This window comes from Franzmannia qiaohouensis (assembly GCF_031451695.1).
Lineage (GTDB): Bacteria > Pseudomonadota > Gammaproteobacteria > Pseudomonadales > Halomonadaceae > Franzmannia > Franzmannia qiaohouensis.
Map to the genome: position 1 here is coordinate 54,948 of NZ_JARWAM010000009.1, position 26,102 is coordinate 81,049.

Below are 26,102 nucleotides of genomic sequence, written 5' to 3' on the forward strand. Positions count from 1 at the left end.
CGTTTGCGCTCGTCGCTCGCAGCCCGCAGCCCGCAGCTCGCAGCCCGCAGCCCGCAGCCAATTCTTTACAGGTAACGACATGGCCGACCACGACGCCTCACAGAATAGCCCCCATCACGACGAGAACCACCTGATCGCCGAGCGCCGCGCCAAGCTGGCGGCGCGCCGCGAGCAGGCCGCCAAGACCGGCGGCAGCGCCTTTCCCAACGACTTCCGTCGCGACAGCCTGGCCGCCGAGCTGGATGCCGAACTGGGTGACAAGGACAAGGCCGAGCTCGAAACCCTCGACCGCCAGGCCGCGGTGGCCGGGCGCATCATGCGCAAGCGCGGTCCGTTCATCGTGATTCAGGACGTCTCGGGGCAGATCCAGCTCTACGTCGACAAGAAGGGGCTGCCCGCCGAGGTGCTCGACGACATCAAGGGCTGGGATATCGGCGACATCGTGGCCGGCCGTGGCCCGGTGCACAAGTCGGGCAAGGGCGACCTCTACGTGATGATGGTCGAGGCCACGCTGCTGACCAAGAGCCTGCGGCCGCTGCCCGACAAGTTCCACGGCCTCACCGACATGGAAGCGCGCTACCGCCAGCGCTACGTCGACCTGATCATGAACCCCGAGTCGCGCAAGGCCTTCGAGGTGCGCGCCGGGGTGATCGCCTCGATTCGTCGCTTCTTCGAGGCGCGTGGCTTCATGGAAGTCGAGACGCCGATGCTGCAGCCGATCCCCGGCGGCGCGGCGGCGCGGCCGTTCATCACCCATCACAATGCGCTGGATATCGACATGTACCTGCGCATCGCTCCCGAGCTGTATCTCAAGCGGCTGGTAGTAGGCGGCTTCGAGCGGGTCTTCGAGATCAATCGCAACTTCCGCAACGAGGGCCTCTCGACCCGTCATAATCCCGAGTTCACCATGCTCGAATTCTACTGGGCCTATGCGGACTACCATGACCTGCTCGATCTCACCGAGGAGATGATCCGCAACGCCGCCCAGGAGGTGCTGGGCACCACCACGCTGGTCTACCAGGGCACCACCTACGAGTTCGGCCAGCCGTTCCACCGCCTGACCATGCGCCAGGCGATTCTCGAGTACGGCGAGGGCATCGACGATGCCGATCTCGACAGCCGCGAGGCCGCCGCAGCGGTGGCCGAGCGCCTGGGCATCCAGGTCAAGCCGAGCTGGGGGCTGGGCAAGCTGCATACCGAGATCTTCGAGGGGGTCGCCGAGCATCGCCTTGACCAGCCGACCTTCATCATCGAGTATCCGGCCGAGGTCAGCCCGCTGGCGCGGCGCAACGACGCCAACCCGTTCGTCACCGACCGCTTCGAGTTCTTCGTCGGCGGCCGCGAGATCGCCAACGGCTTCTCGGAGCTCAACGACGCCGAGGATCAGGCCGAGCGCTTCCGCGAGCAGGCCGCCGAGAAGGACGCCGGCGACCTGGAAGCGATGTACTACGACGCCGACTACGTGCGCGCCCTGGAGTACGGCCTGCCGCCGACCGCCGGCGAAGGCATCGGCATCGACCGGCTGGTGATGCTGTTCACCGACAGCGCCTCGATCCGCGATGTGCTGCTGTTCCCGGCCATGCGCCCGGAAGCCGACTGAAGGGGCGCCGGAGGCAGCTGTAAGGGGAGGCGCGGCGCATCAGAGCCAGACGGGCAAGGCAAAAGCGAACCTCATTCTTCAGGGATGAAGAATGGAGCGCCCAGGGAAGGGTTAACAGCGTGTGGGCGTTGCCTTGTCCGTCTGGCGTTCATCTCCGAGAGTGGATGGGCCGGAAGTGTTGGTAAGGTGCGCTTCGAGCGCCCATAATGGTTGGCGTTTCGCCGTCGAGGAGATCGTGATGAAACTGCTTAATCGCTCCGCCCTGAGCGTCAAGCCGACCCAGGCCTTTCTGGATTGGATCAACTCCCTGGAGCCCACGGTCGGTGACGATGATCTGACGATTGACGATATCGACCGCGAAAACACCGTCTACCTGATTCCGGAGATGGATACTCCGGAAGCCCTCGAAGCGTTCATCAACGAACGCTACATGGAGATCCTCGAGACCGAGCTGCGCGCCTGGGAAGAGGACGAGCGGCAGTGGCCCGAGCGCCTCGACTGGGCGTTGTTCCAGCGCTTCGTGCAGGTCGAGCACAGCTACCTGGCGGTCGACCTCGACGATGAAGCACCGCTGGAGATCGCCGAGGTCGACGACGCCCTGCTGCTCGAGACCGACCGCGACTGAGTGGCCGGTGGGCGCCGCTACCGCCCACCTAGCAGGAGCTCCCCGCGGGGAGTCGAGACCGGCCAAGGCCGGTCTTTTCGTGTCAGTGGAACGCCAGGATACCCAATGAGCCGATTGTTCGAGACCCGCCCCGATGACGATGGCCTGCCCGGCCGCGAGCGCCGCATTGCCGTGCTGGTGGTGATGGTCGGCACCCTGATGGCGGTGATCGACACCACCATGATCAATATCGCCCTGCCGTCGATTGCCCGCGACCTCGAGATCTCCGCGGCGCGGGCGGTATGGGTGGTCAGCCTGTTCCAGATCGTGTGTGCCGCGACGCTGCTGCTGTTCGCCTCGCTCAGCGAGCTGGTCAGCCGACGCCGGCTGTATATCGCCGGGCTGGTGGTGTTTACCCTGGCTTCGCTGGGCGCTGCCCTGGCCAACGGCCTGGAGATGCTGCTGGCCTTTCGTGCCCTCCAGGGCCTGGGGGCAGCGGCCACGCTGTCGATCGGGCCGTCGATCTATCGGCTGATCTTTCCTACCCGGCTGCTGGGCGCGGCGATGGGGCTCAGCGCGGTGGTGGTGGCCGCCGGCTACGCCTCGGGGCCGACGCTGGGCGGCGTGGTCCTGTCGTTTGCCGACTGGCCGTGGCTGTTCGCGCTAAACGTGCCGGTGGGCCTGCTGGCGCTGGTACTGGCGGTGAAGGCGTTGCCCGTCGAGTCGCGCCGCCGCGGCGGCTTCGATATCGCTGGCGCGCTGCTCTCGGCGGCGATGCTGGCCAGCTTCTTCCTGGCCATGGACGGTGCCGGCCACCAGGCGCCGTGGTGGCAGGTGCTGGGGCTGCTGCTGGCCAGCCTGGTCGCCGGCTGGCTGTTCCTGCGCCGCCAGCGCCGCGCCAGCTACCCGCTGCTGCCGCTATCGCTATTCGATGAGCCACGTTTCAGCCTGGCGATCGTGGTCTCGGGACTGGCCTTCGTCAGCCAGGGGCTGGCGTTCATCGCCTTGTCGTTTCTCTACCAGCAGGAGATGGGCTTCTCGCCACTGCAGACCGCCTGGCTGTTCACGCCCTGGCCGCTGACCATCATGTTTGCCGCACCGCTGGCCGGACGCCTGGCCGACCGCTTCAATCCGACCCTGCTCTCGACCCTGGGGCTTGCACTGTTGCTGGTGGGGCTGGTGGCCTTGGCGCTGGTGCCCGATGGCGCCGGTATCGTCGATATCCTGTGGCGCACGGCGCTGTGCGGGCTCGGGTTCGGGTTCTTCCAGGCGCCCAACAACCGCGAGATGATGAGCAGCGTACCCAGGGAGCGCAGCAACAACGCCTCGGGGATGATGAGCACCACCCGCACCATCGGCCAGTCGCTGGGCGTGGCGCTGGTTGGGGTGTTCCTGGCGCTGGGGTCAGGGTCGGTGCAGTCCTCGCTGTGGCTGGGTTGCGGCGCCTGCGCGCTGGCCGTGGCGGTCAGCCTGCGGCGCATTCCGCTGGTCTCTGCCACTCAGCCGGCGGTCGCCGAACGCGCGTCGCCGGGGCAGGATTGAAAGAGTACAATGGTGCCATTCCCGCTTTCTTCACGACGCGATTACCACGAGGCAACCGCCATGAGCATTCAGGCGCAGATAGAGGACAAGCTCAAGACGCTATCGCCCATCTGGCTGACGGTGGAGAACGAGAGCCACCGGCACAATGTGCCGCCCGAGTCGGAAACCCACTTCAAGGTGACGCTGGTATCCGAGCGTTTCGAGGGCATGATGCCGGTCAAGCGGCACCAGCAGCTCTATGCGCTGCTCGCCGATGAGCTGGCCGGGCCGGTACACGCCCTGGCGCTGCACCCCTATACCCCGGATGAGTGGCAGGCGCGCGGCGGCCAGAGGCCGGACTCGCCGGACTGCCGGGGTGGCAGCAGGGCGTGACCAGCGAGCCGCAGCGTCTGCAGTACCTCAGTGCCATGGGCGTCACCGCCTGGGTGGCACGTTACCGCCTGCCTAACGCCCAGGAAACGCCGGCCTGCGACTGGCCGACGCCGATGGTGCCGGAGACCCCGGCGCCGTCGCAACGGCTGCATGCGCTGCTCGATGAGGTGCCGGCTCGCCCCACTGCGCCGGCAGCGCAAGATCCGTCCCCCGCCAAGCCGCTGCGGCGTGGCAAGGCGCGGGCCATGCTGGGGGTGACCGATGAGGAGCCAGTCGCTGAACGCGAGGTCGATAACCTGCCTCCCATCACCAGCGCTCCCCGAGCGTCTCAACAGGCGCTGCGCTTCAGCCTGCAGATCGCTGCCCTCGAGGGGCGCTGGCTGGTGCTGCTGCCGCATGGAAGCGCCCCTGATGTCACTGCGCTGCGACTGCTGGCCAATCTGTTGGGGGCCGCCGGTATCCACCTGGCCGAGCCGCCGGTGTTCCAGGCCTTCCAGTGGCCGATGATGGAGGAGCTGCCGGTGGAGGCACCCCTCGACGAGGCCCGCGATGGCCTGCGCGCCTTCCTGAATGGGCGGCGGCGCGGCGGCTGGCGACCCGAGCGGGTCATGCTGTTCGGCGAGTCGCCGGCGCTGGCCGAGGTGTTGGCGATCGAAGCGGGGCGCTGCGACCTGCTGCAGCTACCCGCATGGCATGGGCCGTCGCTTGCCGACCTGGGGCGCGATGCCGCGGCCAAGCGTGCCTTGTTGCCGCTGTTGAGGGAGTGGCGAGCGGCCTGGCTGGGCGCCGCCGACGAGTCCGCTGTCAATGAGGTCGCCGATGAGTGATCCCTGGCTAAGGACCTTGGATGCCGACTGGTTGGAGGCGGTGGAGCGGATCGAGGCCCTCGGCCAGCCTGCGCCATGGTCACGGGTACAGTTGATGGGCGCGCTCACTGACCCGCGGGGCAGTGTCTGGGGCGTTGGGATGGGAGAGCCGGCGAGAGAAGGACTATGCGGCTTTGCGGTACTCGCTCGTCAGCCCTTCGATGCCGAGCTGCAGACCATCACCGTAGTGCCTGGGGGGCGGCGGCGGGGACTGGCTGGACGGCTGGTCATGGCGCTCATCGACCAAGCCAGGGGCTGGGGCAGCGAACGGCTGCTGCTCGAGGTGCGCGCCTCCAACCAAGCGGCGCTGGCGCTCTATCGGCGTAGTGGCTTTCGCGACGATGGCGTGCGCCGTGGCTACTATCCGCCACTCGGTGGCTGTGGCGCGCGGGAGGATGCAGTGCTGATGTCCTTCCCGCTCGCCGCTTGCCACGACTGAGGTTCAGGCGCTGCCGCTAGTGCTGCCGTCGAGCTCGTTGAACTTCTCCAGCAGGCCGCTGAGGCGCTGCTGCCACTCGTCATGCTCCTGTTTCAGGCGGGCATTTTCCTCGCGCAGCTCCTCGGCCTCCATCTTGAGCATTTCGATGGCCTCGACGGCGTTGCCGACTTTCTGCTCGAGCTGATTGAAGAGTTCGATGCTCATCCTGATCTCCTGATGTGATTGCGGCGTATAGGGCCTGGAAGGGGGGCCGGGTTGGCAGCGTACGACGCGTGGCGCGACTCAGCAAGCGTCGCCGGGTGACGACAGGCGACGATAGAGGCGCGCGTGGCTGTCGCCGGCGCGCACCTCACGATGCAGTATCCAACTGGCGGGTACCCGAGGCGTCAGCTCGGCCTCGGTTTCCAGGTAGATCCAGGCCCGCTCGGCGAGCCAGCCGCCGGCCTCGAGTGCTGTGCAGCTCGGCTCGGCGAGGCCGCGACGAAACGGGGGGTCGAGAAACACCAGCGCATAGGGTGCCGCTGCGTCAGCGGGAGCGTCGAGCAGGGCCATGACGTCGCCGGTGGTGACCTGGCCATTGGCGCCGAGGGTGGCGAGATTGCTGCGCAGGGTACTGGCCACCGCGGCATCGCCCTCGACGAAGTGGGCCTGCCGAGCGCCCCGTGACAGTGCCTCGAGACCCAGCGCACCGGTGCCGGCGTAAAGGTCCAGCACCTGGGCGCCAGGGGGGGCGCCGGCCAGCCAGTTGAACAGCGTCTCGCGTACCCTGTCTGGCGTGGGACGCAGGCCGGGGCGGTCGAGTACCGGCAGTAGCCGACGGCGAAATTCGCCGCCGATGATACGTAGGCGGCCGGCCGCCTTGCTGGCGGGGCGACGGTGTGAGGGCGCGCGGCGTCGAGTCATGGGCTGAATTGTACCGCCGGGCTTATCCACAGTCACCGCCGGCGGTGGTAGGATGAGCCGATTGTTTCGCGATTCTCCAGGTGCCGAGGTCAGATCACGCCCATGTTCGGATTTTTCAAGCGCAAGAAGCAGCAGGACGAGTCCCAGCAATCACCCAAGGATCAGCAGGCGCTCGACGAATCGCAGCACCAACAATCCCACCACGAGTCGGCCCAGGATGGGGCTGCCTCCGATGTCGCTGTCGGCGAGGTTATCCCCGAGCAGCACCAGCAGGCCGCGGCGCGCGAGGCGCTGGGGGAGTCGCTGTCTGCAGATGGCGAGGTCAGTGCACTGGATGAGACGCCGCTGGCGGATGAGGTCGACGACCTTGCCGAGCCGGCCGCGGTCGAGGCTGTTGTCGAGCCCGAGCCCGAGCCCGAGCCCGAGCCCGAGCCCGAGCCCGAGCCCGAGGCGTTAGCGGGCAGCGATGGCGTCCCCGAGAAGCGCGGCTGGCTGGCGCGCATCAAGCAGGGGCTGGGCAAGACCCGCGCCAACCTGACCGATGGCATTGCCGACCTGTTCCTGGGCAAGAAGCAGATCGATGACGATCTGATGGAGGAGCTGGAGACACAGCTGCTGATGGCCGATGTCGGCATCGAAGCCACCAGCGAGATCATCGACAACCTCTCGGCGCGGGTCTCGCGCAAGGAGCTCGCCGACGCCGATGCCCTGTATCGCGCACTGCAGGACGAGCTCAGCGCCATGCTCGACCCGGTCGCCACGCCGCTGGCGCTGCCAGCCAAAGGTGAAGGCCCCTTCGTGATCCTGATGGTCGGCGTCAACGGCGTCGGCAAGACCACTACCATCGGCAAGCTGACCAAGCGTTTCCAGGCCGAAGGACGCAGTGTGATGCTGGCCGCCGGTGATACCTTCCGCGCCGCCGCCGTGGAGCAGCTCAAGGTGTGGGGCGAGCGCAACAGCGTGCCGGTGATCGCCCAGCACACCGGCGCCGACAGCGCCTCGGTGATCTATGACGCGGTGGCCGCCGCCAAGGCGCGCAAGATCGACGTGCTGATCGCCGATACCGCCGGGCGACTGCACAACAAGGGGCACTTGATGGAGGAGCTGAAGAAGGTTCAGCGGGTGATGGGCAAGCTAGACGCCGCGGCACCCCATGAGGTGATGCTGGTGCTCGACGCCGGCACCGGCCAGAACGCCATCTCCCAGGCCACCACCTTCAACGAGGCAGTGCCCGTCACTGGCATCACCCTGACCAAGCTCGACGGCACCGCCAAGGGGGGGATTATCTTCGCCCTGGCCAAGCAGCTGGGTACGCCGATCCGCTATATCGGTGTCGGCGAGACCCTCGACGACCTCCGCCCGTTCGAGGCCCGCGACTTCGTCGACGCGCTGTTCGCCCGCGACGAGCACGACGCCGAGCGACACTGAACCGTGATCGCGTTCGAGCACGTCGGCAAGCGCTACGGCGGGCGCTTCGAAGCGTTGGCCAATATCGATTTCCAGGTCGAGCGCGGCGAGATGCTGTTCCTGACCGGCCACTCCGGTGCCGGCAAGAGCTCGCTGCTGCGGCTGATCATGCGCCTCGAACGGCCCTCGCGTGGGCGCGTGCTGGTGGCCGGCCACGACATCAATCGCCTGCACCACTCCCAGGTGCCGTTCTACCGGCGTCAGATCGGCGTGGTCTTCCAGGACCATCAGCTGCTGTTCGATCGCTCGATCTATCATAATGTGGCGCTGCCGCTGGAGATCCAGGGCGTCGAGCCCCGTGAGGCAGCGCGGCGGGTACGTGCGGCCCTCGACAAGGTGGGCCTGCTACACCGTGAGAAGGCGTTGCCCATCGAGCTCTCCGGCGGTGAGCAGCAGCGCGTCGGGATTGCCCGGGCGGTGGTTAACAAGCCGTCGCTGCTGCTCGCTGACGAGCCCACTGGTAACCTCGACCCGCAGCTCTCCGCCGATATCATGACCCTGTTCGAGGATTTCAATCGCATCGGCACCACGGTGATGATCGCCAGCCACGACCTGGCGCTGATCGCACGCCTGAGGCACCGCGTACTGCAACTGCGTGAAGGCCGCCTGGTGGCCGATCAGGAGGCCGCATGAGCGGTACCCAGCCAGCCCCGCGGCGCGGTGCCCGGAGCCATCGCACCCGTACCAGCAGCCGGCTGCGCAGCTGGCTGCGCCACCATCGCGCCATGTGTCTCGACAGCGCGCGGCGCCTGCTGCGCCATCCGCTGGGTAGCCTGTTGACGATGCTGGCCATCGCCATTGCGCTGGTGCTGCCGGCAGCGCTGTGGCTGGTGCTCGACAGCGCCCGTCTGCTAGACGCCGAGCTGGACGAGAGCGCAACTCTTACCGCCTATCTCGATGCTGGCGTCGACGAGGCCCAGGCGATGCGCATCAGCGAAGCGCTCGGGGCACACCCGGAAGTGGATGCCACGCGGCTGATCACTGCCGCCGAGGGTATGGCGGAGTTCCAGGACTCGTTGGGGCTAGCCGATGCCTTGGGGCGTCTCGAGGACAATCCGCTGCCGGCCAGCGTGGTGGTTTCGCCCCGCGAGACCCAGCCGGACGCCGTGCGCGCCTTGGCCGAGCAGCTCGAGACGGTCAGCGGCGTCGACGAGGTACGCCTCGACCTGGCCTGGATCGAGCGACTCGCCCAGCTCGCCGAGCTGGGGCGTCGGGTGGCGCTGGCGCTGGCCGTGCTGTTTGGCCTCGGCGTGCTGCTGATCGTCGGCAATACCATTCGCCTGGCAGTGGAGAGTCGTCGTCAGGAGATCCAGGTGGTGACGCTGATTGGTGCCACGCACGCCTTCGTGCGTCGGCCTTTCCTGTACAGCGGTGCCTGGTACGGCCTCGGCGGCGGCCTGCTGGCCTGGGCGCTGCTGAGCCTGGGCGGGCAGTGGCTGGCGGCTCCCGTGACGGCGCTGGCCGAGAGCTACGGCGCGCACTTCAGTCTGCCGCGGTTGGATGCCGCGGGCTCGGCAATCCTGCTGTTTTCGAGTACACTATTGGGTCTGCTCGGGGCGTGGATTGCGGTCAGTCGTCATCTTGCCGAGATGCGTCCAGAGTAGTCGGCGGGTATCGTTCGTCGCCCTTTGGCACGGCCAAACGGGAACTTTGCTGGACGAGCGATGTCATATTCGTCGATAGTTAGGCAGCTAAGAGTGGTCGTACGGTTATCCATCGTCACGTACCGGCATTCATCGAAGTAGGCAATTTTGGAGACCCTCGTCACATGAGTACCCGTCTTCAGCCTGTTAGTCATCTATCCCCGGGCCACGACCTGAATGGCTATATCCAGGCGGTAAACGGCATCGCCGTGCTGTCTGCAGAGGAGGAGCGCGAACTGGCGTTCCGCCTGCATGAACATAGCGACCTGGAGGCCGCGCGCCGCCTGGTCATGTCGCACCTGCGCTTCGTGGTGCATATCGCGCGCAGTTACTCCGGTTACGGTCTGCCCCAGGCCGATCTGATCCAGGAGGGCAACGTCGGCCTGATGAAAGCGGTCAAGCGCTTCGACCCCAACCAGGGCGTGCGGCTAGTCTCCTTCGCCGTGCACTGGATCAAGGCCGAGATTCACGAATTCGTGCTACGCAACTGGCGCATCGTCAAGATCGCCACCACTAAGGCGCAGCGCAAGCTGTTCTTCAACCTGCGCAGTGCGAAGAAGCGCCTGGCCTGGCTCAATAATGACGAAGTCGACGCCATCGCCAAGGACCTCGACGTCAAGCCCGAAGTAGTGCGCGAGATGGAAGGGCGTCTGACCGCTTATGACGCCGGCTTCGACGCTTCGCCCGGCGATGACGACGAGCAGGCCTACCAGGCGCCGGTGCATTTCCTCGACGACGCCCGCTATGACCCGGCAACCCAGCTCGAGGACAGCGACTGGGAAGAGGACTCGACCCGCCGCCTGCAGCTGGCGCTGGAGCAGCTCGACGAGCGCTCGCGGGACATTCTCCAGCGTCGCTGGCTCAACGAGCCCAAGGCGACCCTTCACGAGCTGGCCGACGTCTACGGCGTCTCTGCCGAGCGCATCCGTCAGCTCGAGAAGAACGCCATGAACAAGATCAAGCGGCAGATCGGAGACGCGCTGGTGGCCTGACGGCCGCTACGCCGCGATGCATGACACAACGCCCGGGCCAATGGCTCGGGCGTTGTTCGTTTAGGGCGGCTAGGCCCGCGCCAGGCTGGGCACGTCCATCAAAAGCTGGGCCGAGAGCAGCTGCCACTGGTCCTCCCAGTACTCGGTGGGGCGGCGGCGGAAGTCGCTGCGCACGTACTGCGAGATGCGCCCCTCGGCGTGGGCCATCAGCAGGTTGGCGGCGGCCGAGGCCGGCAGGCTGGGACGACGCTGCTCGCGCAGCTCGGCCTCGCGAAGAACCTGCTTGAGCTGGGTCTCGAGGCGTTCGAAGAGCTGGTGGATGCGCAGTCGCAGTCGCGCGGTCTCGCCGGTCAGGGCATCGCCTCCCAGCAGCCGGGTGAGGCCTGGGTTCTTCTCGGCAAAGCCCAGCAGCAGGGTGAGGATCTGCTGGCAGCGTGGCAGCGCTTCAGGGGTCTCGTCGAGGATGCGCCGGATACGCTCGAACAGGGTCTCCTCGATGAACTCGATCAGCCCTTCGAACATTCGCGCCTTGCTCGGGAAGTGGCGGTAGAGTGCCGCCTCGGAGACGCCTACCTGGCGTGCCAGCGCGGCAATGGTAATGCGCTTGCCGCTGTCCTCTTCGAGCATCAGCGCCAGCGCCTGGAGGATCTCCTCCCGGCGGTTCGTTTTCGAATTTTCCTGCGTCATGATGTTCTTCTAATGATCCCGTTGTTTGCTCATCCTACTGTTGCCCTCGCGGCGGAGCAAACTCGACGTGAGTCGAGGGCGTCGCTCACTCGCCGGCGGCCTCGGTCTCGAGAATCTGGGTGCCGACCCCGGCGTTGGTAAAGATCTCCAGCAGCGTGGCGTGAGGCACCCGGCCGTCGATGATATGTGCGCTGGCCACGCCTCCCTTGACCGCTTCGAGGGCACAGCGAATCTTCGGCAACATGCCGCCGTGGATGGTGCCGTCGGCGATTAGTGCATCGACCTGCTCGGTGGACAGGCCGGTGACCACCTCGCCCTCGGCGTTCATCAGGCCGGCGACATTGGTCAGCAGCATCAGCTTCTCGGCACACAGCGCTTCGGCCACCTTGCCGGCCACCAGATCGGCGTTGATATTGTAGCTGTGGCCCTCCTGATCGACGCCGATCGGCGCGATCACTGGAATGAAGTCGCGCTCGGCGAGCATCTCGATCAGCTCGGTAGAGACATGCTCTACCTCGCCGACGTGGCCAATATCGATGATCTCCGGCGCGGTCATCTCGGGCGTCTGGTGGTGCACCTTGAGCTGGCGGGCGCGGATCTGCGAGCCATCCTTGCCGGTCAGGCCGATGGCCTTGCCGCCGGCCTGGTTGATCAGGTTGACGATGCCCTTGTTGACCAGCCCGCCGAGCACCATCTCAACCACATCCATGGTCTCGGCGTCGGTGACCCGCATGCCGTTGACGAAGCGCGACTCGATCTTGAGCTTGGCCAGCAGGTCACCGATCTGTGGCCCGCCGCCGTGGACTACCACCGGATTGATGCCAACCTCCTTGAGCAGCACCATGTCGCGGGCGAAGGAGTCGATCAGGGTGTCTTCGGTCATGGCGTTGCCGCCGTACTTGACGACGACGGTCTTGCCCGAGAAACGCTGGATATAGGGCAGCGCCTCGGAGAGCACCTCGACGGTCAGCTGCGGGTCGCGGGTCTGTTGATCGGTCATCGAAGGTCCTTGCGTGTAACGGGTCAATAGGGCAGTTCGACGTCTGGGGCGACCTGAGTCAGCGCCTCGCCGAACTGGGCCTGGATGCGCGCGAGGGCAGCCTCGCTCTTGCCCTCGAAGCGCAGTACCAGTACCGGGGTGGTGTTGGAGGCACGACACAGGCCCCAGCCATCCGGGTAGTCGACGCGAATGCCGTCGAGGGTGGTCTTGATGCCGTCGTCGCCAAAATCACCCTCACGGGCCAGGCGCTCGACGATCGCGAACTTGTTCTCGTCGGTCACCGTGATATTGAGCTCCGGGGTACCGAGGTCCTGGGGGAAGCGAGCGAAGTAGGTGTCGGCATCATCGTCCTGCTTGGAGAGGATCTCCAGCAGCCGTGCAGCGCCATAGAGACCATCATCGAAGCCGTACCAGCGCTCCTTGAAAAAGATATGGCCGCTCATTTCGCCGGCCAGCAGGGCGCCGGTCTCCTTCATGCGTGCCTTGATCAGCGAGTGGCCGGTGCGCCACATCTCCGGGGTGCCGCCGGCCTGCTCGATCACCTGGGCCAGGTTGCCGGTGCACTTGACGTCGAAGATCACGCGGGCGCCCTGGTTACGGGACAGCATGTCCTCGGCGAAGGCCATCATCAGACGGTCGGGGTAGATCAGCTCGCCGCTGGGGGTGATCACGCCGAGGCGGTCGCCGTCACCGTCGAAGGCCAGGCCGATGTCGGCGCCGGTCTCCTTGACGGTGCGGATCAGGTCGACCAGATTCTCGGGCTTGCCGGGATCCGGGTGGTGGTTGGGGAAGGTGCCGTCGATCTCGGCGAACAGCGGGATCATTTCGGCGCCGAGCTTCTCGATCAACTTGGGGCCCAGCTCTCCGGCCACGCCATTGCCGCAGTCGACCACTGCCTTGAGCGGACGAGTGAGGCTGACATCACCAAGAATGCGCTCGAGGTAGGCGTCGCGTACGTCCGCTTCGCGCACGTTGCCCTGGCCGTCGCTCAGCTCGCCGTCGACGATCCGTTGGTAGAGGGCGGTAATGGCATCACCTGACAGCGTCTCGCCGCCGAGCACGATCTTGAAGCCATTGTAGTCGGGCGGGTTATGGCTGCCGGTGACCATCACCCCGGACTGGGTGCCGTCGAGTACATGGGTGGCGTAGTAGAGCACCGGGGTCGGCACCATGCCGATATCGATGACGTCGCGACCGGCGGCCGTCAGGCCACGGGTCAGGGCGGCGGCCAGGCGCGGGCCAGAGAGGCGGCCGTCGCGGGCCACGACTACCGTCGATTCACCGCGGGCGGCGGCTTCGCTGCCGATGGCGCGGCCGATCATCTCGACGCTCGTCTCGGTCAAGGTCTCGTCGACGATACCGCGGATGTCATAGGCGCGGAAGATCGAGGCCGGGACGCTGGCATTCTGTGTAGAGCTCATGGCAATTCCTTTTTGCGTTATCCAGAAGGGTCAGTGGCGACCGGAGCTACCGAAGCCGCCGTCGCCACGCAGGCTGGCGTCGAAATCGTCGACGACCTCGAGGTCGGCCTGTACCACAGGCACAAGCACGTACTGTGCCAGGCGCTCGAAGGGCTCTAGTGTGAAGGCCGCGCTGCCGCGGTTCCATACAGAGATCATCAGTTCGCCTTGGTAGTCGGAGTCGATCAGGCCGACCAGATTACCCAGCACGATGCCGTGTTTATGCCCCAGTCCGGAGCGCGGCAGGATCATCCCGGCAAGCCCGGGGTCGGCAATATGCACGGCGAGCCCGGTGCGCACCAGCTCGCACTGGCCCGGGGCCAGGGTCAGTGGGGCGTCGAGCAGGGCGCGTAGGTCCATGCCCGCAGAGCCCTGGGTAGCGTAGTGGGGCAGCGGGAACTCACGAACCCGCTGGTCGAGAATCTTGACGGCTAGGCGGGGGCGGTCTGCGGGTGCGGTCATGGTATGTCCTGAGGTGTTATGCGCTGTCCTGCCGGGCGGCGAGCCGCTCCAGCAGGCGATGGAGGATGGTGTCGGCCAGCTCGGCCTTGGTCAGCGTCGCCGTCTGGTGACGCCCGGGGGTCGGTGCATCGGCTTGCCGCCACAGCAGCAGGGCGGCGTTGTGGTCGGCACCAAAGCCCTGGCCGGCCAGCGACACGTCGTTGGCGACGATCATGTCGAGGCCCTTGCGGGTCAGCTTGTCGTGAGCGTAATGCTCGAGGTCCTGGGTCTCGGCGGCGAAGCCGACGACCAGCGGCCGCCTGGCAGCCGGCAGCGCCGCTACCGCGGCGATGATGTCAGGGTTCTTGACCAGTTCGAGGGTCAGGCCTTCGGTGTCGTCGCGCTTCTTGAGCTTGTGAGCGGCAGTCTCGGCGGCACGGTAGTCGGCTACCGCAGCACAGCCGATAAAGGCATCGCTGTCCACCGCCAGGCGCAGTGCGGCGGCGTGCATCTGTTCGGCGGTCTCGACGTCGATGCGCTCTACGCCGGGTGGGGTGGCAAGGCTGACCGGGCCACTGATCAGGCGTACCCGAGCGCCCAGGCGCGCAGCGCTGGCAGCCAGCGCATAGCCCATCTTGCCGGAGCTGTGGTTGCTCAGGTAGCGCACCGGATCGAGGGGCTCGCGGGTCGGCCCGGCGGTCAGGGTGATGGTCAGCCCGGCGGCGGGGCCAGAGGCACTGGCGCTTGCGTCGCCCCCCTGGCTGGTACTCTCGCCGACCGTCAGGGCGGTGACGATCTCCTCGGGTTCGAGCATGCGCCCCGGGCCGATGTCGCCACACGCCTGGTCTCCGGCGGCGGGGCCGAGCAGCTGCCAGCCGTCGGCGGCAAGGCGTTCGGCGTTGCGCTGCGTCGCCGGATGGCGCCACATCGCCTGGTTCATGGCCGGTGCCATCACACGCTTGGCTTCGCTTGCCAGGCTCAGGGTGGTCAGCAGGTCGTCGGCGTGGCCGTGGGCGAGGCGCGCCATCAGGTCGGCGGTGCCTGGGGCGATCAGCAGGGTGTCGGCCCAGCGTGCCAGCTCGATATGGCCCATGCCGGCCTCGGCCTCGGGGTCGAGCAGTGAGGTACGCACCGCCTCGCCGGTCAGCGCCTGCAGCGTCAGCGGGGTAATGAAGGCCTGGGCACCGTCGGTCATCACCACGCGCACCTCGGCACCGGCTTTCTTCAATAGCCTGGCGAGATGGGCGCTCTTGTAGGCGGCGATACCGGCACTGATACCGAGCAGAATGCGCTGGCCGAGTAGCGGTGACATGGCAGCTTCCAAACAGCTGTGGGGGAAGCGCTTACCTTACCATTGGCGCCGCTTCTTGCGTAGCCGGACGGTATGCGGGCGACGCGCTACACTCAAGGGGGTAACGCTTATATTCATGCGTCGCCGCTTACCGACAGGTGGTTGCAGTGGCGGTTCAGGAAGCATCACGGAGCAGGGAGGCGCCGATGTCGATTCGTGACTGGCCGGAGGGGGAGCGGCCGCGGGAAAAACTGCTGGCACTGGGCTCGGAGGCGCTATCGGATGCCGAGCTGCTGGCGATCTTCCTGCGCGTAGGGGTCAAGGGCCGCTCGGCGGTGGACTTGGCCCGCGACCTGCTGGGCTCGTACGGTGGCCTGCGCCAGCTGCTGGAGGCCGAGCGCGAGCGCTTCTGCGCCGAGCACGGCCTGGGCGAGGCCAAGTACGTGCAGCTGCAGGCGGTGCTCGAGCTGTCGCGGCGTCACCTGGCCAGCCAGCTCGAGCGCGGCGGGGCGCTGACCTCGCCGAGCCTGGTACGGGCGTTCCTCTCCGCTCACCTGCGCCACCTCGGGCACGAGGAGTTCGCGGCACTGTTCCTGGATACCCAGCATCGCGTGATCCGCTTCGAGTCGCTGTTCCGCGGCACCCTCGACAGCGCCTCGGTCTATCCTCGTGAAGTCGCCCGGCGGGCGCTGGAGCTGGGGGCCGGGGCGATCATCTTCGCCCACAATCATCCCTCCGGGGTCGCTGAGCCCTCCGATGCCGACCGGCGCATCACCGAGCGGCTGACCAATGCGCTCAGCCTGTTCGAGATTCGCGTGCTGGACCATTTCGTTGTCGGTGACGGTGAGGTAATATCCTTCGCCGAACGCGGGTGGCTGTAGAGGCGCGGTTGGCGGTGCGGCAGTCAATACGGGCAGAGCGATGCGGTGTATTATTGGCTGAGTAGCAGCTGGCGCCGCGGAGTGAGGGGCGCCGGGGGCAGGTCGAAGAGGAGGTTTGCGCCATGGATGGCGCAAGGTAGCGCCCAGGGATGGGTTTACAGCGCCTCCTCGTAGGCCTGCCGACGGATCAGCCCCGAGCGTTGCTGCCAGGCACTGCTAAATGCTAGTTGTATCTGCCGCAGTCCGGCAATATTTGGCACGTTGCTTGCTGTTCGTCGTGGCGTCTGGTATAAAGTGCACCCTTTGAATTCCCTTGGGTTAAATAAGGGGGCAGGCAGCGGTTATCAGCCGTTCTACCGGCCCGGTTTGCCCGACAGGTTTTGAACACTCAGGTCTTGAACACCTGGCCAAGCGGTTGGAGGCTCCCATGTCCAAAGTATGTCAGGTTACCGGCAAGCGCCCGGTGACTGGTAATAACGTATCGCACTCCCAGCGCAAGACGCGTCGTCGTTTCTTGCCGAACCTGCACTCCCACCGTTTCTGGGTGGAGTCAGAGAAGCGCTTCGTCAAGCTGCGCATCTCCTCCAAGGGCATGCGTATCATCGACAAGAAGGGTATCGAGGCCGTGATCGCCGATATCCGCAAGCGCGGCGACCGCGTCTAAGCGAATTCCAGGGAGAACGAGTCATGCGCGACAAGATCAGAATGGTGTCCAGCGCCGGTACCGGCCACTTCTACACCACTGACAAGAACAAGCGGAACACCCCGGACAAGCTCGAAATGAAGAAGTTCGACCCGGTGGTCCGCAAGCACGTGATGTACAAGGAAGCCAAGATCAAGTAATTGATCTGGTCTCCTCCGCAGGCGCGAGCCTGACGCTGAACCCGGCCCGGTGCCGGGTTTTCGCGTGTCTGGCTGTGCCCCAGGGCCACCGTAGAGTCTTCGCATGCCCGTTATGAGATGTCGCTATGCCTGAATTGCCCGAGGTCGAGACTACCCGCCGCGGTATTGCCCCCCACGTCGAGGGGCGTGAGATTCGCGAGGTGATCGTGCGTGAGCGGCGCCTGCGTACGCCGGTGCCTGACGGCCTGGAGAATGCCCTGGTCGGTGCGCGTATCGGTGACCTGGGGCGCCGCGCCAAGTACCTGCTGGTGCCGCTGTCGGGGGGCGAGGCGGTGGCCGAGCGTACTCTGCTGTGGCATCTCGGCATGTCCGGCAGCCTGCGTGTGGCGCGTATCGGTGACCTGCCGCGCAAGCACGATCACCTTGACCTGGTGCTCGATGGGGGCGCCATCCTGCGCTACCACGACCCGCGCCGCTTCGGTTTCGTCGACTGGCTGGCCGGTAGCGTGCTCAGCGACCCGCGGCTGGCGCGCCTCGGCCCCGAGCCGTTGTCGCCGGACTTCGACGGTGAGCGGCTCTACGCCCTGTCCCGTGGCAGGCGTGTCGCGGTCAAGCCGTTCTTGATGGATAACGCCGTAGTGGTCGGGGTGGGCAATATCTACGCCAGCGAGGCGCTGTTCCTGGCCGGCATCGATCCGCGGCGTGCCGCCGGGCGCATCTCCCTGGAGCGCTACCAGCGTCTCGCCGAGGCGGTGCGCGAGGTGCTGGCGGCGGCTATTACGCAGGGGGGCACCACTCTTCGCGACTTCGTCAGCGGCACAGGTGAGCCGGGCTACTTCGCCCAGCGCCTCAACGTCTACGGTCGCGACGGCCAACCGTGCCGGCGCTGTGGCGCTGAGCTGCGTCTGATAACCCTAGGCCAGCGCGCCAGCGTTTTCTGCGGTCACTGCCAAACCTGATGGTGACAGTCGATCGCAGCCATAGCCGCTGCGGGTAACCGAAAAGCGCCACGTGAATGCTAGAATCCCTCTACAAGCTTGATCCCTATTGTTGGAGATATCCGTGACTGAACGCCTGCGCTTGAAGAAGAATGCCGACCGCCGCCTCAAGGCGGGGCATCTGTGGCTCTACTCCAACGAGGTCGATATCGAGGCGACGCCGCTCAAGGGCTTCGAGCCCGGCGGTCAGGCGGTGATCGAGGCTGCCAACGGCAGGGCGATGGGGGTGGCCTACGTTAACCCGCACTCGCTTATCTGCGCACGGGTGGTGTCCCGCGACCCCGACGTACGCCTCGACCGCTCGCTGCTGGTACATCGCTTCAAGCAGGCGCTGGGGCTGCGCCAGCGCCTATATGCCAAGCCCTTCTACCGCCTGGTGCATGGTGAGGGCGATCTGCTGCCTGGGCTGATCGTCGACCGCTTCGACGATGTGCTGGTGGTGCAGCTCAATACGCTGGGCATGGAGCGACTCGGCGAAGAGGTGGTCGCCGCCCTCGACAAGGTACTTTCGCCGCGTGCCATCGTGTTCAAGAACGACTCCTCCGGACGCCGCCAGGAGCAGCTCGAGCGGCATGTCGAGGTGGTCAAGGGCGAGCTCCCCGAGCAGGTGCTGCTCGAGGAGAACGGAGTGCGCTTCGTGGTCCCGGTGCTGGATGGCCAGAAGACCGGCTGGTTCTACGACCACCGCGCCAATCGCGCCTGGCTCAACGGTCTGGTGGCCGGCAAGCGCGTGCTCGATGTATTCAGCTACGTGGGTGGCTGGGGCGTGCAGGCCGCGGCCAGCGGGGCCAGCGAGGTGCTGTGCATCGATGCCTCCGCCGAGGCGCTGGAGCGAGTCGCCGAGAATGCCGCGCTCAACGGCGTGGCCGAGCAGGTGGCGATTGGCGAGGGCGATGCCTTCGAGGCCCTGGCCGCGCTCAAGGCCGACGGTGAGCAGTTCGACGTGGTGATCCTCGATCCGCCGGCCTTCATCAAGAAGCGCAAGGACATACCCAACGGTGAGCGCGCATACTCGCGACTCAACCGCGAGGCGATGCGCCTGCTGGGTCGCGACGGTCTGCTGTTGTCGGCGTCGTGCTCCATGCACCTGGCGCCAGAGCGGCTGGTCGAATGCGTGCGCGGAGCGGTGCGTCACCAGGACCGCCATGGGCAGGTCATCTATCAGGGCCACCAGGGGCCGGATCATCCGGTGCATCCGGCGATTCCCGAGACGGCCTATCTGAAAGCGCTTGGCGTACGCGTCTTCCGCGACTAAGTGGCATGGCGGAATTCGATTACGTTCGTGTCTTCGCCCACTCCAATGGGCTGCTGGTCAGCCACCTGCACAACGTGCTGAGTGCCGCCGATATCCCCGCCGAGCTGCGCAACATGACGTTGGGCGGCGGAGCGGGCGAACTGCCGCTGGGGGAGTGCGAACCCCAGGTGTGGGTGGCCCCGCACAACGTCGAGCGCGCCAGGTGGCTGATCCAGCAGAGCCTCGAAGGCGCCGAGCAGCCGGCGGCGGACTGGACCTGCCCCGGCTGCGGTGAGCGGCTGGAGGGAGCCTTCGACGCCTGCTGGCAGTGCGGTACCGCCAAGCCATAGGAGCCTGATCTAGCATGCAATGGGACCTAACCAGCCCGTATATCTTGCACATCGAGGTCGAGGACTCGGCCATTGACGACTACGGCCACGTCAACAATATCGAGTACCTGCGCTGGATCGAGGCGATCAGTTGGCAACACTCCGCCGAGCTGGGACTCGACCTGGCGCGCTACCGCGAGCTCGACCGCGGTATGGCGGTGCATCGCCACGAGCTCGACTACCTGGCGCCGGCACTGGCCGGAGAACGTCTCGCGCTGGCCACCTGGATCGTCGCCTGCGACGGCCGCCTGACCCTTACCCGCCGCTTCCAGCTGTGTCGCCCGGCCGATGGGCGTACCCTATTGCGGGCGCGCACCCGCTTCGCCTGCATCGAGCTCTCCAGCGGTCGGCCGCGGCGTATGCCGGCAGAATACGTTGCCGGCTATGGCAGCGTGCTGGTCGAAGAGAAAGATGGATCGTAGGAAGGGCTTCTGGCCGAATACTTTCTCGTTATAATTGCGTGATCTTGGCTTATTTTCTGAATTTTAACGTGATTTTATCGTGATCGTGTGCCTGTGCTGTAATCAGGGTAGCGTCGAATCGTATCTCGCTCATCGCACAGGAGGTCATTATGCAGGTCGCCGTTCCCAAGGAGATCAAGAACCACGAATACCGGGTTGCCCTGACCCCCACCGGTGCCCGTGAGCTGAGTGGCCGCGGCCACACGGTGGTGGTACAGGCCGGAGCCGGCGAGGGTGCCGGCTTCAGCGACGCCGACTACCAGGCCGCCGGCGCCAGCATCGAGGCGGATGTGGCCACGCTGTGGCAATCCGCCGAGCTGATCCTCAAGGTCAAGGAGCCGCAGCCCGACGAGGTCGCCCGCCTCACGCCCGAGCAGACCCTGTTCACCTACCTGCACCTGGCCGCCGAAGAGTCGCTGACCCGCGGCCTGATGCAGAGCGGCGCGACCTGCATCGCCTACGAGACCATCACCGGCGCCGACGGCGGTTTGCCGCTGCTGGCACCGATGAGCGCGGTGGCCGGGCGCATGGCGATCCAGGCCGGGGCCCATAGCCTGGAGAAGGCCCAGGGTGGCGCCGGGGTGCTGCTGCCCGGGGTGCCGGGGGTGGCACCGGCCAAGGTCACGGTGATCGGCGGTGGCGTGGTCGGCGAGAACGCCGCGCGCATGGCGCTGGGCCTGGGCGCCGAGGTGACCATTCTCGACAAGTCGCTGGCGCGTCTCGAGGTGCTCGACGACCGCTACCAGGGGCGTATTCGCACCGTCTACTCCACCGCCGATGCGCTGGACAAGGCGGTGCGCGAGTCGGACCTGATCGTCGGCGCGGTGCTGATCGCCGGGGCCGCCGCGCCCAAGCTGATCACCCGCGAGATGCTCGCCGACATGAAACCAGGCAGCGTGCTGGTCGACGTGGCCATCGACCAGGGCGGCTGTTTCGAGACCAGCCGCGCCACCACCCACGCCGACCCGACCTATATCGTCGACGGCATCGTGCACTACTGCGTGGCCAACATGCCCGGCGCGGTGGCGCGTACCTCGACCCAGGCGCTGACTAACGCCACCATGCCGTTCGTGCTGGCGCTGGCCGACAAGGGCTGGCAGCAGGCGCTGGCCGACGACCACCACTTCCTGCCGGGGCTCAACATGCATGCTGGCCAGGTCACCTATCGCGCGGTGGCCGAGGCCTTTGGGCTGGAGTATGTCGACCCTGCCGGGCTAGTGAAGTAACGCGGAGTTGGGGTGTCACCAGCGTGAGCGGCGCCGGGGGATGCCACCGACATTACTGAAGGCCCGGGGACAGGCCGGAGAGGGGGTTCGATGCCATGGATGGCATCGGTAGCGCCCAGGGACGGGTTTACAGCGCCCCCTCGCAGGCCTGTCGCCGGTGCCATAACCACGAGGTAGGTGGCCACCGCCTTACATTCAAGCTAGGTACTCATGCCTCGGTCGCCTTGATCCGGGCCGCGCGTTACCATAGCGGCATTTCCGACCACGAGAGTCCGCTTTCCATGAGTGCAGTTTCCGACAAGACCCGCGTGCTCACCGGTATTACCACCACCGGCACGCCTCACCTGGGCAACTACGTCGGCGCCATCAAGCCGGCGATCGCCGCCAGTCAGGACCCCAGCGTACAGTCCTACTACTTTCTCGCCGACCTGCACGCGCTGATCAAGTGCCAGGACCCACAGCGAGTCCAGGAATCGCGCCTCGAGATCGCCGCTACCTGGCTGGCACTGGGCCTGGATACCGACAACGCCATCTTCTATCGCCAGTCGGACGTGCCCGAGATCCCCGAACTGACCTGGATGCTCTCCTGCGTCTGTGCCAAGGGGCTGATGAACCGCGCCCACGCCTACAAGGCGGCGGTGGCCGACAACGAGGCCGCCGGCAACCAGGACCCCGACAAGGGCATCACCATGGGGTTGTTCGGTTACCCGGTGCTGATGGCCGCCGATATCCTGATGTTCAACGCCCACAAGGTGCCGGTGGGCCGTGACCAGATCCAGCATATCGAGATGGCCCGCGATATCGCCGGGCGCTTCAACCACCTCTACAAGGGCGACTACTTCACCCACCCCGAGGCGGTGGTCGACGATAACGTCGCCACCCTGAACGGGCTCGATGGGCGCAAGATGTCCAAGAGCTACAACAACACCATCCCGCTGTTCGTCTCCGAGAAGAAGCTCCAGAAGCTGGTGCGCAAGATCAAGACCAACTCGCTGGAGCCCGGCGAGCCCAAGGACCCGGACAGCTGCACCCTGTTCCAGATCTACTCGGCCTTTGCCCGCGCCGACGAAACCACTGCCTTGCGCGCCGAGTATGCCAACGGCATCGGCTGGGGCGAGGCCAAGAACCGTGTCTTCGAGTACCTGAACGAGCATCTGCGTGAGCCGCGTGAGCGTTACCAGGCGCTGATGGAGGACCCCGGCCATATCGAGCAGGTGCTGCTCAAGGGCGCCGAGCGCGCCCGCGCCGAGGCGGCACCCTTTATGGACCGCCTGCGCCAGGCGGCGGGGCTGGGGCGCTTCGCCTAAGCCGCCGCGCTGGAAGATGGCCTCCCCGAAGGGCTGCCTGGGGGGAGGTGTTATGCTCTTCGGGCATGCTGGTGATAGTCGCTATGCATTTCCTTTATTCCTAGTGAAATACTAAGGTATTTTGGCATCGCGGAGACATGCCGCCCCATCACCGAAACTCACAGGAGGCCATCATGACGACTCACCTGGCCACGCAGCGCCTGTCGCCGATCACGCCGATTGCCGCCGGGCTACTGCTGCTCGGCGCCGTGGCGGTCGGCATTTCCTTCGGGTCTCGCACTGGCCTGTTGATGGTGGTCGGTGGCCTGTTCGGCATGGTGCTCTACCACGCTGCCTTCGGCTTCACTGCCGCCTGGCGAGTCTTTATCACCGAGCGCCGCGGTCGCGGCCTGCGCGCCCAGATGGTGATGCTGGCCGTCGCCGTGCTGCTGTTCTTCCCGGCGCTGGGGGCCGGCACCCTGTTTGGCAACCCGGTGTCGGGGTTCGTGGCGCCCATCGGCGTGTCGGTGGTGTTTGGCGCCTTCCTGTTCGGGCTCGGCATGCAGCTTGGCGGCGGCTGCGCCTCGGGCACGCTGTTCACTGCCGGCGGCGGCAATGCACGAATGCTGATCACCCTGCTGTTCTTCATCGTCGGCTCGCTGATCGGCAGCGCCCACTTCGCCTGGTGGCAGAGCCTACCGGCCTTTCAACCGGTATCGCTGGTCGATGCCGCCGGGTCCGGTGGTGGTATCGCGATCAGCCTGTTGCTGTTCGCGGCGATTGCCGCCTTCACCGTGACAATGGAGAAGCGCCGCCACGGCCAGCTCGAGGAATCGCCCCGCGTCGAGATGCGCGAGCGCCGCTGGCTGACCGGCCCCTGGCCGCTGCTGTTCGGCGCCGTGGCCTTGGCGCTGCTCAACTTTGTCACCCTGGCGCTGGCCGGGCGGCCCTGGGGCATCACCTCGGCCTTTGCGCTATGGGGCGCCAAGGGCTTCGAGTTCCTCGGCGGCGACGTTTCCGGTTGGGGTTACTGGCAGGCACCGGACAATGCTCAGGCGCTGCAGGCCAGCGTATGGAGCGATATCACTACGGTGATGAACATCGGCATCATCCTCGGCGCGCTGGTGGCGGCCACCCTGGCCGGCCGCTTCGCCCCCAATTTCCGCATTCCGCTCAAATCGGTGGCGGCGGCGGTGATCGGCGGGCTGATGCTCGGCTACGGCGCGCGACTGGCGTTTGGCTGCAACATCGGCGCCTACTTCAGCGGCATCGCTTCGGGCAGCCTGCACGGTTGGGTGTGGCTGGTGGCTGGCTTTGCCGGCAATATGCTGGGCGTGAAGCTGCGGCCGCTGTTCTTCGACGGCGAGGCGGGGCGTCGGCCTACCGCCAAGAGCTGCTGAGCCCACGCTGTCGTACGAGACGCGCCTCGGCACTGCCGGGGCGCGTTGCGTGTGGGGAGGGCAAGGTGTCGAAATGGCAGGTAGAATGGCGTCATTCATGCGCCGCCAAGAGCGCCTAACCTTCCGCCCAACATCATGAGACGAGAGAGATGACGCAACCCGCCAAGCGCCCGCTGTACCTTCCTTATGCCGGCCCTTCGCTACTCGAGATGCCGCTGCTCAACAAGGGCAGCGCCTTCACCCTCAACGAGCGCATCGCCTTCAACCTGATCGGGCTGCTGCCGCAGAACGTCGAGTCCATCGAAGAACAGGCCGAGCGCGCCTACCGCCAGTATCGGCTGTGCCAGAACGACCTCGACCGGCATATCTACCTGCGTGCGATCCAGGACGACAACGAGACGCTGTTCTTCCGCCTGCTCGAGGAGCACCTCGAGGAGATGCTGCCGATCATCTACACCCCCACCGTAGGTGAGGCGTGCGAGGAGTTCTCCAACATCTACCGCAACCATCGCGGGCTGTTCATCAGCTACCCGGATCGCGAGTACATGGATGACATCCTGCGCAGCGCCACCAAGGACAACGTCAAGGTGATCGTGGCCACCGATGGCGAGCGCATCCTCGGTCTCGGCGACCAGGGCATCGGCGGCATGGGCATCCCGATCGGCAAGCTGTCGCTGTATACCGCCTGTGGCGGGATCAGTCCGGCCTATACGCTGCCGATTACCCTCGACGTCGGCACCAACAACCAGGCGCTGCTCGACGATCCGATGTACATGGGCTGGCGCCATGAACGCGTCTCCCAGGCCGAGTACGACGCCTTTATCGCCGACTTCATGGCCGCGGTGAAGCGCCGCTGGCCCAATGTGCTGTTGCAGTTCGAGGATTTCGCCCAGACCAATGCCATGCCGCTGCTGGAGCGCTATCGCGACGAGCTATGCTGCTTCAATGACGACATCCAGGGCACCGCGGCGGTATGCGTCGGCACCCTGCTGGCGGCGTGCAAGGCCAAGGGCGAGAAGATCAGTGAACAGCGCGTGGCCTTCGTCGGCGCCGGCTCGGCGGGCTGCGGCATCGCCGAGCAGATCGTGCTGGCGATGCAGGTCGAGGGCCTGAGCGAGGCCGAGGCGCGCGCGCAGATCTTCATGGTCGACCGCCACGGCCTGCTGACCCGCGACATGGACGGTCTCTACGACTTCCAGGCGCGTCTCGCCCACGACCCGGCCGGGTGGCAGGGCACGGCGCTGCTCGACGTGGTCGCCCAGGCCAAGCCGACGGTGCTGATCGGCGTCTCCGGCCAGCGCGGGCTGTTCAGCAAGGAGGTGATCCAGACGCTGCATGCCGGCTGCACCAAGCCGCTGGTGATGCCGCTCTCCAACCCCACCTCCAAGGTCGAGGCGACGCCGGAAGAGATCCTGGTGTGGACCGAGGGCCAGGCGCTGGTGGCCACCGGCAGCCCCTTTGCGCCGGTGGAGTTTCGCGGCAAGCAGTACCCGATTGCCCAGTGCAACAACTCCTATATCTTCCCCGGCATTGGCCTCGGGGTGATCGCGGCGCGCGCCTCGCGGGTCACCGATGGCATGCTGATGGCGGCCTCCAACGCATTGGCCAAGGGCGCGCCCATGGTTCAGGAGGGCAAGGGGCCGCTGCTGCCGGCGCTGTCCGAGATCCGCGAGATCAGCAAGGCGATCGCCTTCGACGTGGCCAAGCAGGCCATGGCCGAGGACGTGGCGCTGACCTGCGACGACGAGACGCTGCGCGACGCTATCGAGGCCAACTTCTGGTACCCGCGCTATCGCGAGTATCGGCGCAAGGCGTTTTAGGCTCTGTCCGAAAACTGGCTGCGCTCGGCCATACGGCGTTAAAAATCGGCTCAAAGTACTCATTTACACCCCGTAAACTCCGTCTTTTCGCCGATTTTTGCCTTGTCTGGCCTTCGCTCGCCGACTTTTCAGACAAAGCCTAAGCTCACCTAGCAGCTGCGCCAGCCGGCACCGGGGCAGGTCATAAGCGAACCTCATTTTTCAGGACGAAAAATGGAGCGTCCAGGGATGGATTCACAGCGTGTTCGCGTTGACCT

28 protein-coding genes are annotated in these 26,102 nt (G+C 66.1%); 21 read left to right on the forward strand and 7 right to left on the reverse strand.

Translation table 11 applies throughout. The features are described 5' to 3' along the window. Positions 1 to 79 precede the first annotated feature (79 nt). The 6 genes from lysS (at position 80) to QC821_RS13500 (ending at position 5,423) form a co-directional block, all read left to right on the forward strand. Positions 80 to 1,600, forward strand: a complete 1,521-nt coding sequence (lysS, locus tag QC821_RS13475; protein WP_163501056.1) for a lysine--tRNA ligase — start codon at positions 80 to 82, stop codon at positions 1,598 to 1,600. A gap of 238 nt (positions 1,601 to 1,838) precedes the next feature. Then, on the forward strand, positions 1,839 to 2,225 hold the full coding sequence (locus tag QC821_RS13480) for a hypothetical protein (RefSeq protein ID WP_163501055.1): 387 nt from the start codon (positions 1,839 to 1,841) through the stop codon (positions 2,223 to 2,225). 105 nt (positions 2,226 to 2,330) lie between these two features. Continuing rightward, a complete protein-coding gene (locus QC821_RS13485; protein ID WP_309722378.1) occupies positions 2,331 to 3,746 on the forward strand; it encodes an MFS transporter in 1,416 nt (471 codons plus the stop codon). A 60-nt stretch (positions 3,747 to 3,806) separates the two neighbouring features. Next, positions 3,807 to 4,118, forward strand: a complete 312-nt coding sequence (locus tag QC821_RS13490; RefSeq protein ID WP_309722381.1) for a BolA family protein — start codon at positions 3,807 to 3,809, stop codon at positions 4,116 to 4,118. Next, entirely contained in the window at positions 4,115 to 4,945 is an 831-nt protein-coding gene (locus QC821_RS13495) for a hypothetical protein (RefSeq protein WP_309722384.1), read from the forward strand. The genes QC821_RS13490 and QC821_RS13495 overlap by 4 nt, the downstream gene beginning before the upstream one ends. Next, positions 4,938 to 5,423, forward strand: coding sequence for a GNAT family N-acetyltransferase (locus QC821_RS13500; protein ID WP_309722387.1), 486 nt, complete (start codon positions 4,938 to 4,940; stop codon positions 5,421 to 5,423). Before QC821_RS13495 ends, QC821_RS13500 begins: the two co-directional genes overlap by 8 nt. Positions 5,424 to 5,426: 3 nt before the next feature. Here the strand turns inward: QC821_RS13500 and QC821_RS13505 are convergent, their stop codons facing one another. Continuing rightward, complete coding sequence (locus QC821_RS13505) at positions 5,427 to 5,627, reverse strand: cell division protein ZapB (protein WP_309722389.1); 201 nt, start codon at positions 5,625 to 5,627, stop codon at positions 5,427 to 5,429. Between the two features lie 78 nt (positions 5,628 to 5,705). Next, positions 5,706 to 6,326, reverse strand: coding sequence for a 16S rRNA (guanine(966)-N(2))-methyltransferase RsmD (gene rsmD, locus QC821_RS13510; protein ID WP_309722392.1), 621 nt, complete (start codon positions 6,324 to 6,326; stop codon positions 5,706 to 5,708). A 102-nt stretch (positions 6,327 to 6,428) separates the two neighbouring features. Here rsmD and ftsY point away from each other — a divergent pair, with 102 nt between their 5' ends. The 4 genes from ftsY to rpoH all read left to right on the forward strand — a co-directional run bounded on the left by ftsY (position 6,429) and on the right by rpoH (position 10,428). After that, positions 6,429 to 7,754, forward strand: a complete 1,326-nt coding sequence (gene ftsY, locus QC821_RS13515; RefSeq protein WP_309722394.1) for a signal recognition particle-docking protein FtsY — start codon at positions 6,429 to 6,431, stop codon at positions 7,752 to 7,754. 3 nt (positions 7,755 to 7,757) lie between these two features. Beyond that, entirely contained in the window at positions 7,758 to 8,426 is a 669-nt protein-coding gene (gene ftsE, locus QC821_RS13520) for a cell division ATP-binding protein FtsE (protein WP_089658937.1), read from the forward strand. Continuing rightward, positions 8,423 to 9,397 (forward strand): permease-like cell division protein FtsX, encoded by a 975-nt coding sequence (gene ftsX, locus QC821_RS13525; RefSeq protein ID WP_309722396.1) that lies wholly within the window; start codon positions 8,423 to 8,425, stop codon positions 9,395 to 9,397. Before ftsE ends, ftsX begins: the two co-directional genes overlap by 4 nt. A 164-nt stretch (positions 9,398 to 9,561) precedes the next feature. Next, a complete protein-coding gene (rpoH, locus tag QC821_RS13530; RefSeq protein ID WP_309722399.1) occupies positions 9,562 to 10,428 on the forward strand; it encodes an RNA polymerase sigma factor RpoH in 867 nt (288 codons plus the stop codon). Positions 10,429 to 10,497: 69 nt separating this feature from the next. Here rpoH and slmA read toward each other — a convergent pair whose 3' ends face one another. The 5 genes from slmA to coaBC all read right to left on the reverse strand — a co-directional run bounded on the left by slmA (position 10,498) and on the right by coaBC (position 15,328). Continuing rightward, a complete protein-coding gene (gene slmA / locus QC821_RS13535) occupies positions 10,498 to 11,115 on the reverse strand; it encodes a nucleoid occlusion factor SlmA (protein WP_309722402.1) in 618 nt (205 codons plus the stop codon). Between the two features lie 85 nt (positions 11,116 to 11,200). Further along, on the reverse strand, positions 11,201 to 12,115 hold the full coding sequence (argB, locus tag QC821_RS13540) for an acetylglutamate kinase (RefSeq protein ID WP_309722405.1): 915 nt from the start codon (positions 12,113 to 12,115) through the stop codon (positions 11,201 to 11,203). 23 nt (positions 12,116 to 12,138) lie between these two features. Then, the gene (locus tag QC821_RS13545; protein WP_309722408.1) at positions 12,139 to 13,536 is read right to left on the reverse strand and encodes a phosphomannomutase/phosphoglucomutase; all 1,398 of its coding nucleotides are present in this window, start codon (positions 13,534 to 13,536) and stop codon (positions 12,139 to 12,141) included. Between the two features lie 30 nt (positions 13,537 to 13,566). Next, positions 13,567 to 14,037, reverse strand: a complete 471-nt coding sequence (gene dut, locus QC821_RS13550) for a dUTP diphosphatase (protein WP_309722411.1) — start codon at positions 14,035 to 14,037, stop codon at positions 13,567 to 13,569. Between the two features lie 16 nt (positions 14,038 to 14,053). Next, positions 14,054 to 15,328, reverse strand: coding sequence for a bifunctional phosphopantothenoylcysteine decarboxylase/phosphopantothenate--cysteine ligase CoaBC (coaBC, locus tag QC821_RS13555; protein ID WP_309722414.1), 1,275 nt, complete (start codon positions 15,326 to 15,328; stop codon positions 14,054 to 14,056). A 185-nt stretch (positions 15,329 to 15,513) separates the two neighbouring features. Here coaBC and radC point away from each other — a divergent pair, with 185 nt between their 5' ends. The 11 genes from radC (at position 15,514) to QC821_RS13610 (ending at position 25,845) form a co-directional block, all read left to right on the forward strand. Then, the gene (gene radC / locus QC821_RS13560; RefSeq protein ID WP_309722416.1) at positions 15,514 to 16,188 is read left to right on the forward strand and encodes a RadC family protein; all 675 of its coding nucleotides are present in this window, start codon (positions 15,514 to 15,516) and stop codon (positions 16,186 to 16,188) included. A gap of 427 nt (positions 16,189 to 16,615) precedes the next feature. Then, positions 16,616 to 16,852, forward strand: coding sequence for a 50S ribosomal protein L28 (rpmB, locus tag QC821_RS13565; protein WP_076746270.1), 237 nt, complete (start codon positions 16,616 to 16,618; stop codon positions 16,850 to 16,852). 23 nt (positions 16,853 to 16,875) lie between these two features. Then, positions 16,876 to 17,031 (forward strand): 50S ribosomal protein L33, encoded by a 156-nt coding sequence (gene rpmG, locus QC821_RS13570; RefSeq protein ID WP_021819788.1) that lies wholly within the window; start codon positions 16,876 to 16,878, stop codon positions 17,029 to 17,031. 125 nt (positions 17,032 to 17,156) lie between these two features. Further along, positions 17,157 to 17,990 carry a bifunctional DNA-formamidopyrimidine glycosylase/DNA-(apurinic or apyrimidinic site) lyase gene (gene mutM, locus QC821_RS13575; RefSeq protein ID WP_309722418.1) on the forward strand — a complete coding sequence of 278 codons (834 nt, stop codon included), beginning with the start codon at positions 17,157 to 17,159 and terminating at the stop codon, positions 17,988 to 17,990. A gap of 103 nt (positions 17,991 to 18,093) precedes the next feature. After that, positions 18,094 to 19,284: a class I SAM-dependent rRNA methyltransferase gene (locus QC821_RS13580; protein ID WP_309722420.1), complete on the forward strand. Its 1,191-nt coding sequence runs from the start codon at positions 18,094 to 18,096 to the stop codon at positions 19,282 to 19,284. A gap of 5 nt (positions 19,285 to 19,289) precedes the next feature. Then, positions 19,290 to 19,613 carry a putative signal transducing protein gene (locus QC821_RS13585; RefSeq protein ID WP_309722423.1) on the forward strand — a complete coding sequence of 108 codons (324 nt, stop codon included), beginning with the start codon at positions 19,290 to 19,292 and terminating at the stop codon, positions 19,611 to 19,613. Between the two features lie 14 nt (positions 19,614 to 19,627). Beyond that, complete coding sequence (locus tag QC821_RS13590) at positions 19,628 to 20,074, forward strand: acyl-CoA thioesterase (RefSeq protein ID WP_309722426.1); 447 nt, start codon at positions 19,628 to 19,630, stop codon at positions 20,072 to 20,074. A gap of 149 nt (positions 20,075 to 20,223) precedes the next feature. Next, positions 20,224 to 21,339 (forward strand): alanine dehydrogenase, encoded by a 1,116-nt coding sequence (ald, locus tag QC821_RS13595; RefSeq protein WP_309722429.1) that lies wholly within the window; start codon positions 20,224 to 20,226, stop codon positions 21,337 to 21,339. 281 nt (positions 21,340 to 21,620) lie between these two features. Then, a complete protein-coding gene (locus tag QC821_RS13600) occupies positions 21,621 to 22,646 on the forward strand; it encodes a tryptophan--tRNA ligase (RefSeq protein ID WP_309722430.1) in 1,026 nt (341 codons plus the stop codon). 173 nt (positions 22,647 to 22,819) lie between these two features. Then, the gene (locus QC821_RS13605) at positions 22,820 to 24,025 is read left to right on the forward strand and encodes a YeeE/YedE family protein (RefSeq protein ID WP_309722433.1); all 1,206 of its coding nucleotides are present in this window, start codon (positions 22,820 to 22,822) and stop codon (positions 24,023 to 24,025) included. Between the two features lie 149 nt (positions 24,026 to 24,174). Beyond that, complete coding sequence (locus QC821_RS13610) at positions 24,175 to 25,845, forward strand: NAD-dependent malic enzyme (RefSeq protein WP_309722436.1); 1,671 nt, start codon at positions 24,175 to 24,177, stop codon at positions 25,843 to 25,845. Positions 25,846 to 26,102 lie beyond the last annotated feature (257 nt).

Excerpts from the sequence above, each read along its gene's own strand:
- QC821_RS13600 (WP_309722430.1), top strand. The coding sequence starts at position 21,621 with ATGAGTGCAGTTTCCGACAAGACCCGCGTGCTCACCGGTATTACCACC.
- ald (WP_309722429.1), top strand. The coding sequence starts at position 20,224 with ATGCAGGTCGCCGTTCCCAAGGAGATCAAGAACCACGAATACCGGGTT.
- dut (WP_309722411.1), bottom strand. The coding sequence starts at position 14,037 with ATGACCGCACCCGCAGACCGCCCCCGCCTAGCCGTCAAGATTCTCGAC.
- rsmD (WP_309722392.1), bottom strand. The coding sequence starts at position 6,326 with ATGACTCGACGCCGCGCGCCCTCACACCGTCGCCCCGCCAGCAAGGCG.
- QC821_RS13585 (WP_309722423.1), top strand. The coding sequence starts at position 19,290 with ATGGCGGAATTCGATTACGTTCGTGTCTTCGCCCACTCCAATGGGCTG.
- QC821_RS13545 (WP_309722408.1), bottom strand. The coding sequence starts at position 13,536 with ATGAGCTCTACACAGAATGCCAGCGTCCCGGCCTCGATCTTCCGCGCC.
- QC821_RS13505 (WP_309722389.1), bottom strand. The coding sequence starts at position 5,627 with ATGAGCATCGAACTCTTCAATCAGCTCGAGCAGAAAGTCGGCAACGCC.
- ftsY (WP_309722394.1), top strand. The coding sequence starts at position 6,429 with ATGTTCGGATTTTTCAAGCGCAAGAAGCAGCAGGACGAGTCCCAGCAA.
- QC821_RS13500 (WP_309722387.1), top strand. The coding sequence starts at position 4,938 with ATGAGTGATCCCTGGCTAAGGACCTTGGATGCCGACTGGTTGGAGGCG.
- rpoH (WP_309722399.1), top strand. The coding sequence starts at position 9,562 with ATGAGTACCCGTCTTCAGCCTGTTAGTCATCTATCCCCGGGCCACGAC.
- QC821_RS13485 (WP_309722378.1), top strand. The coding sequence starts at position 2,331 with ATGAGCCGATTGTTCGAGACCCGCCCCGATGACGATGGCCTGCCCGGC.
- lysS (WP_163501056.1), top strand. The coding sequence starts at position 80 with ATGGCCGACCACGACGCCTCACAGAATAGCCCCCATCACGACGAGAAC.
- coaBC (WP_309722414.1), bottom strand. The coding sequence starts at position 15,328 with ATGTCACCGCTACTCGGCCAGCGCATTCTGCTCGGTATCAGTGCCGGT.
- argB (WP_309722405.1), bottom strand. The coding sequence starts at position 12,115 with ATGACCGATCAACAGACCCGCGACCCGCAGCTGACCGTCGAGGTGCTC.
- mutM (WP_309722418.1), top strand. The coding sequence starts at position 17,157 with ATGCCTGAATTGCCCGAGGTCGAGACTACCCGCCGCGGTATTGCCCCC.
- QC821_RS13610 (WP_309722436.1), top strand. The coding sequence starts at position 24,175 with ATGACGCAACCCGCCAAGCGCCCGCTGTACCTTCCTTATGCCGGCCCT.
- QC821_RS13605 (WP_309722433.1), top strand. The coding sequence starts at position 22,820 with ATGACGACTCACCTGGCCACGCAGCGCCTGTCGCCGATCACGCCGATT.
- rpmG (WP_021819788.1), top strand. The coding sequence starts at position 16,876 with ATGCGCGACAAGATCAGAATGGTGTCCAGCGCCGGTACCGGCCACTTC.
- QC821_RS13590 (WP_309722426.1), top strand. The coding sequence starts at position 19,628 with ATGCAATGGGACCTAACCAGCCCGTATATCTTGCACATCGAGGTCGAG.
- rpmB (WP_076746270.1), top strand. The coding sequence starts at position 16,616 with ATGTCCAAAGTATGTCAGGTTACCGGCAAGCGCCCGGTGACTGGTAAT.
- radC (WP_309722416.1), top strand. The coding sequence starts at position 15,514 with ATGTCGATTCGTGACTGGCCGGAGGGGGAGCGGCCGCGGGAAAAACTG.
- QC821_RS13480 (WP_163501055.1), top strand. The coding sequence starts at position 1,839 with ATGAAACTGCTTAATCGCTCCGCCCTGAGCGTCAAGCCGACCCAGGCC.
- ftsX (WP_309722396.1), top strand. The coding sequence starts at position 8,423 with ATGAGCGGTACCCAGCCAGCCCCGCGGCGCGGTGCCCGGAGCCATCGC.
- slmA (WP_309722402.1), bottom strand. The coding sequence starts at position 11,115 with ATGACGCAGGAAAATTCGAAAACGAACCGCCGGGAGGAGATCCTCCAG.
- QC821_RS13490 (WP_309722381.1), top strand. The coding sequence starts at position 3,807 with ATGAGCATTCAGGCGCAGATAGAGGACAAGCTCAAGACGCTATCGCCC.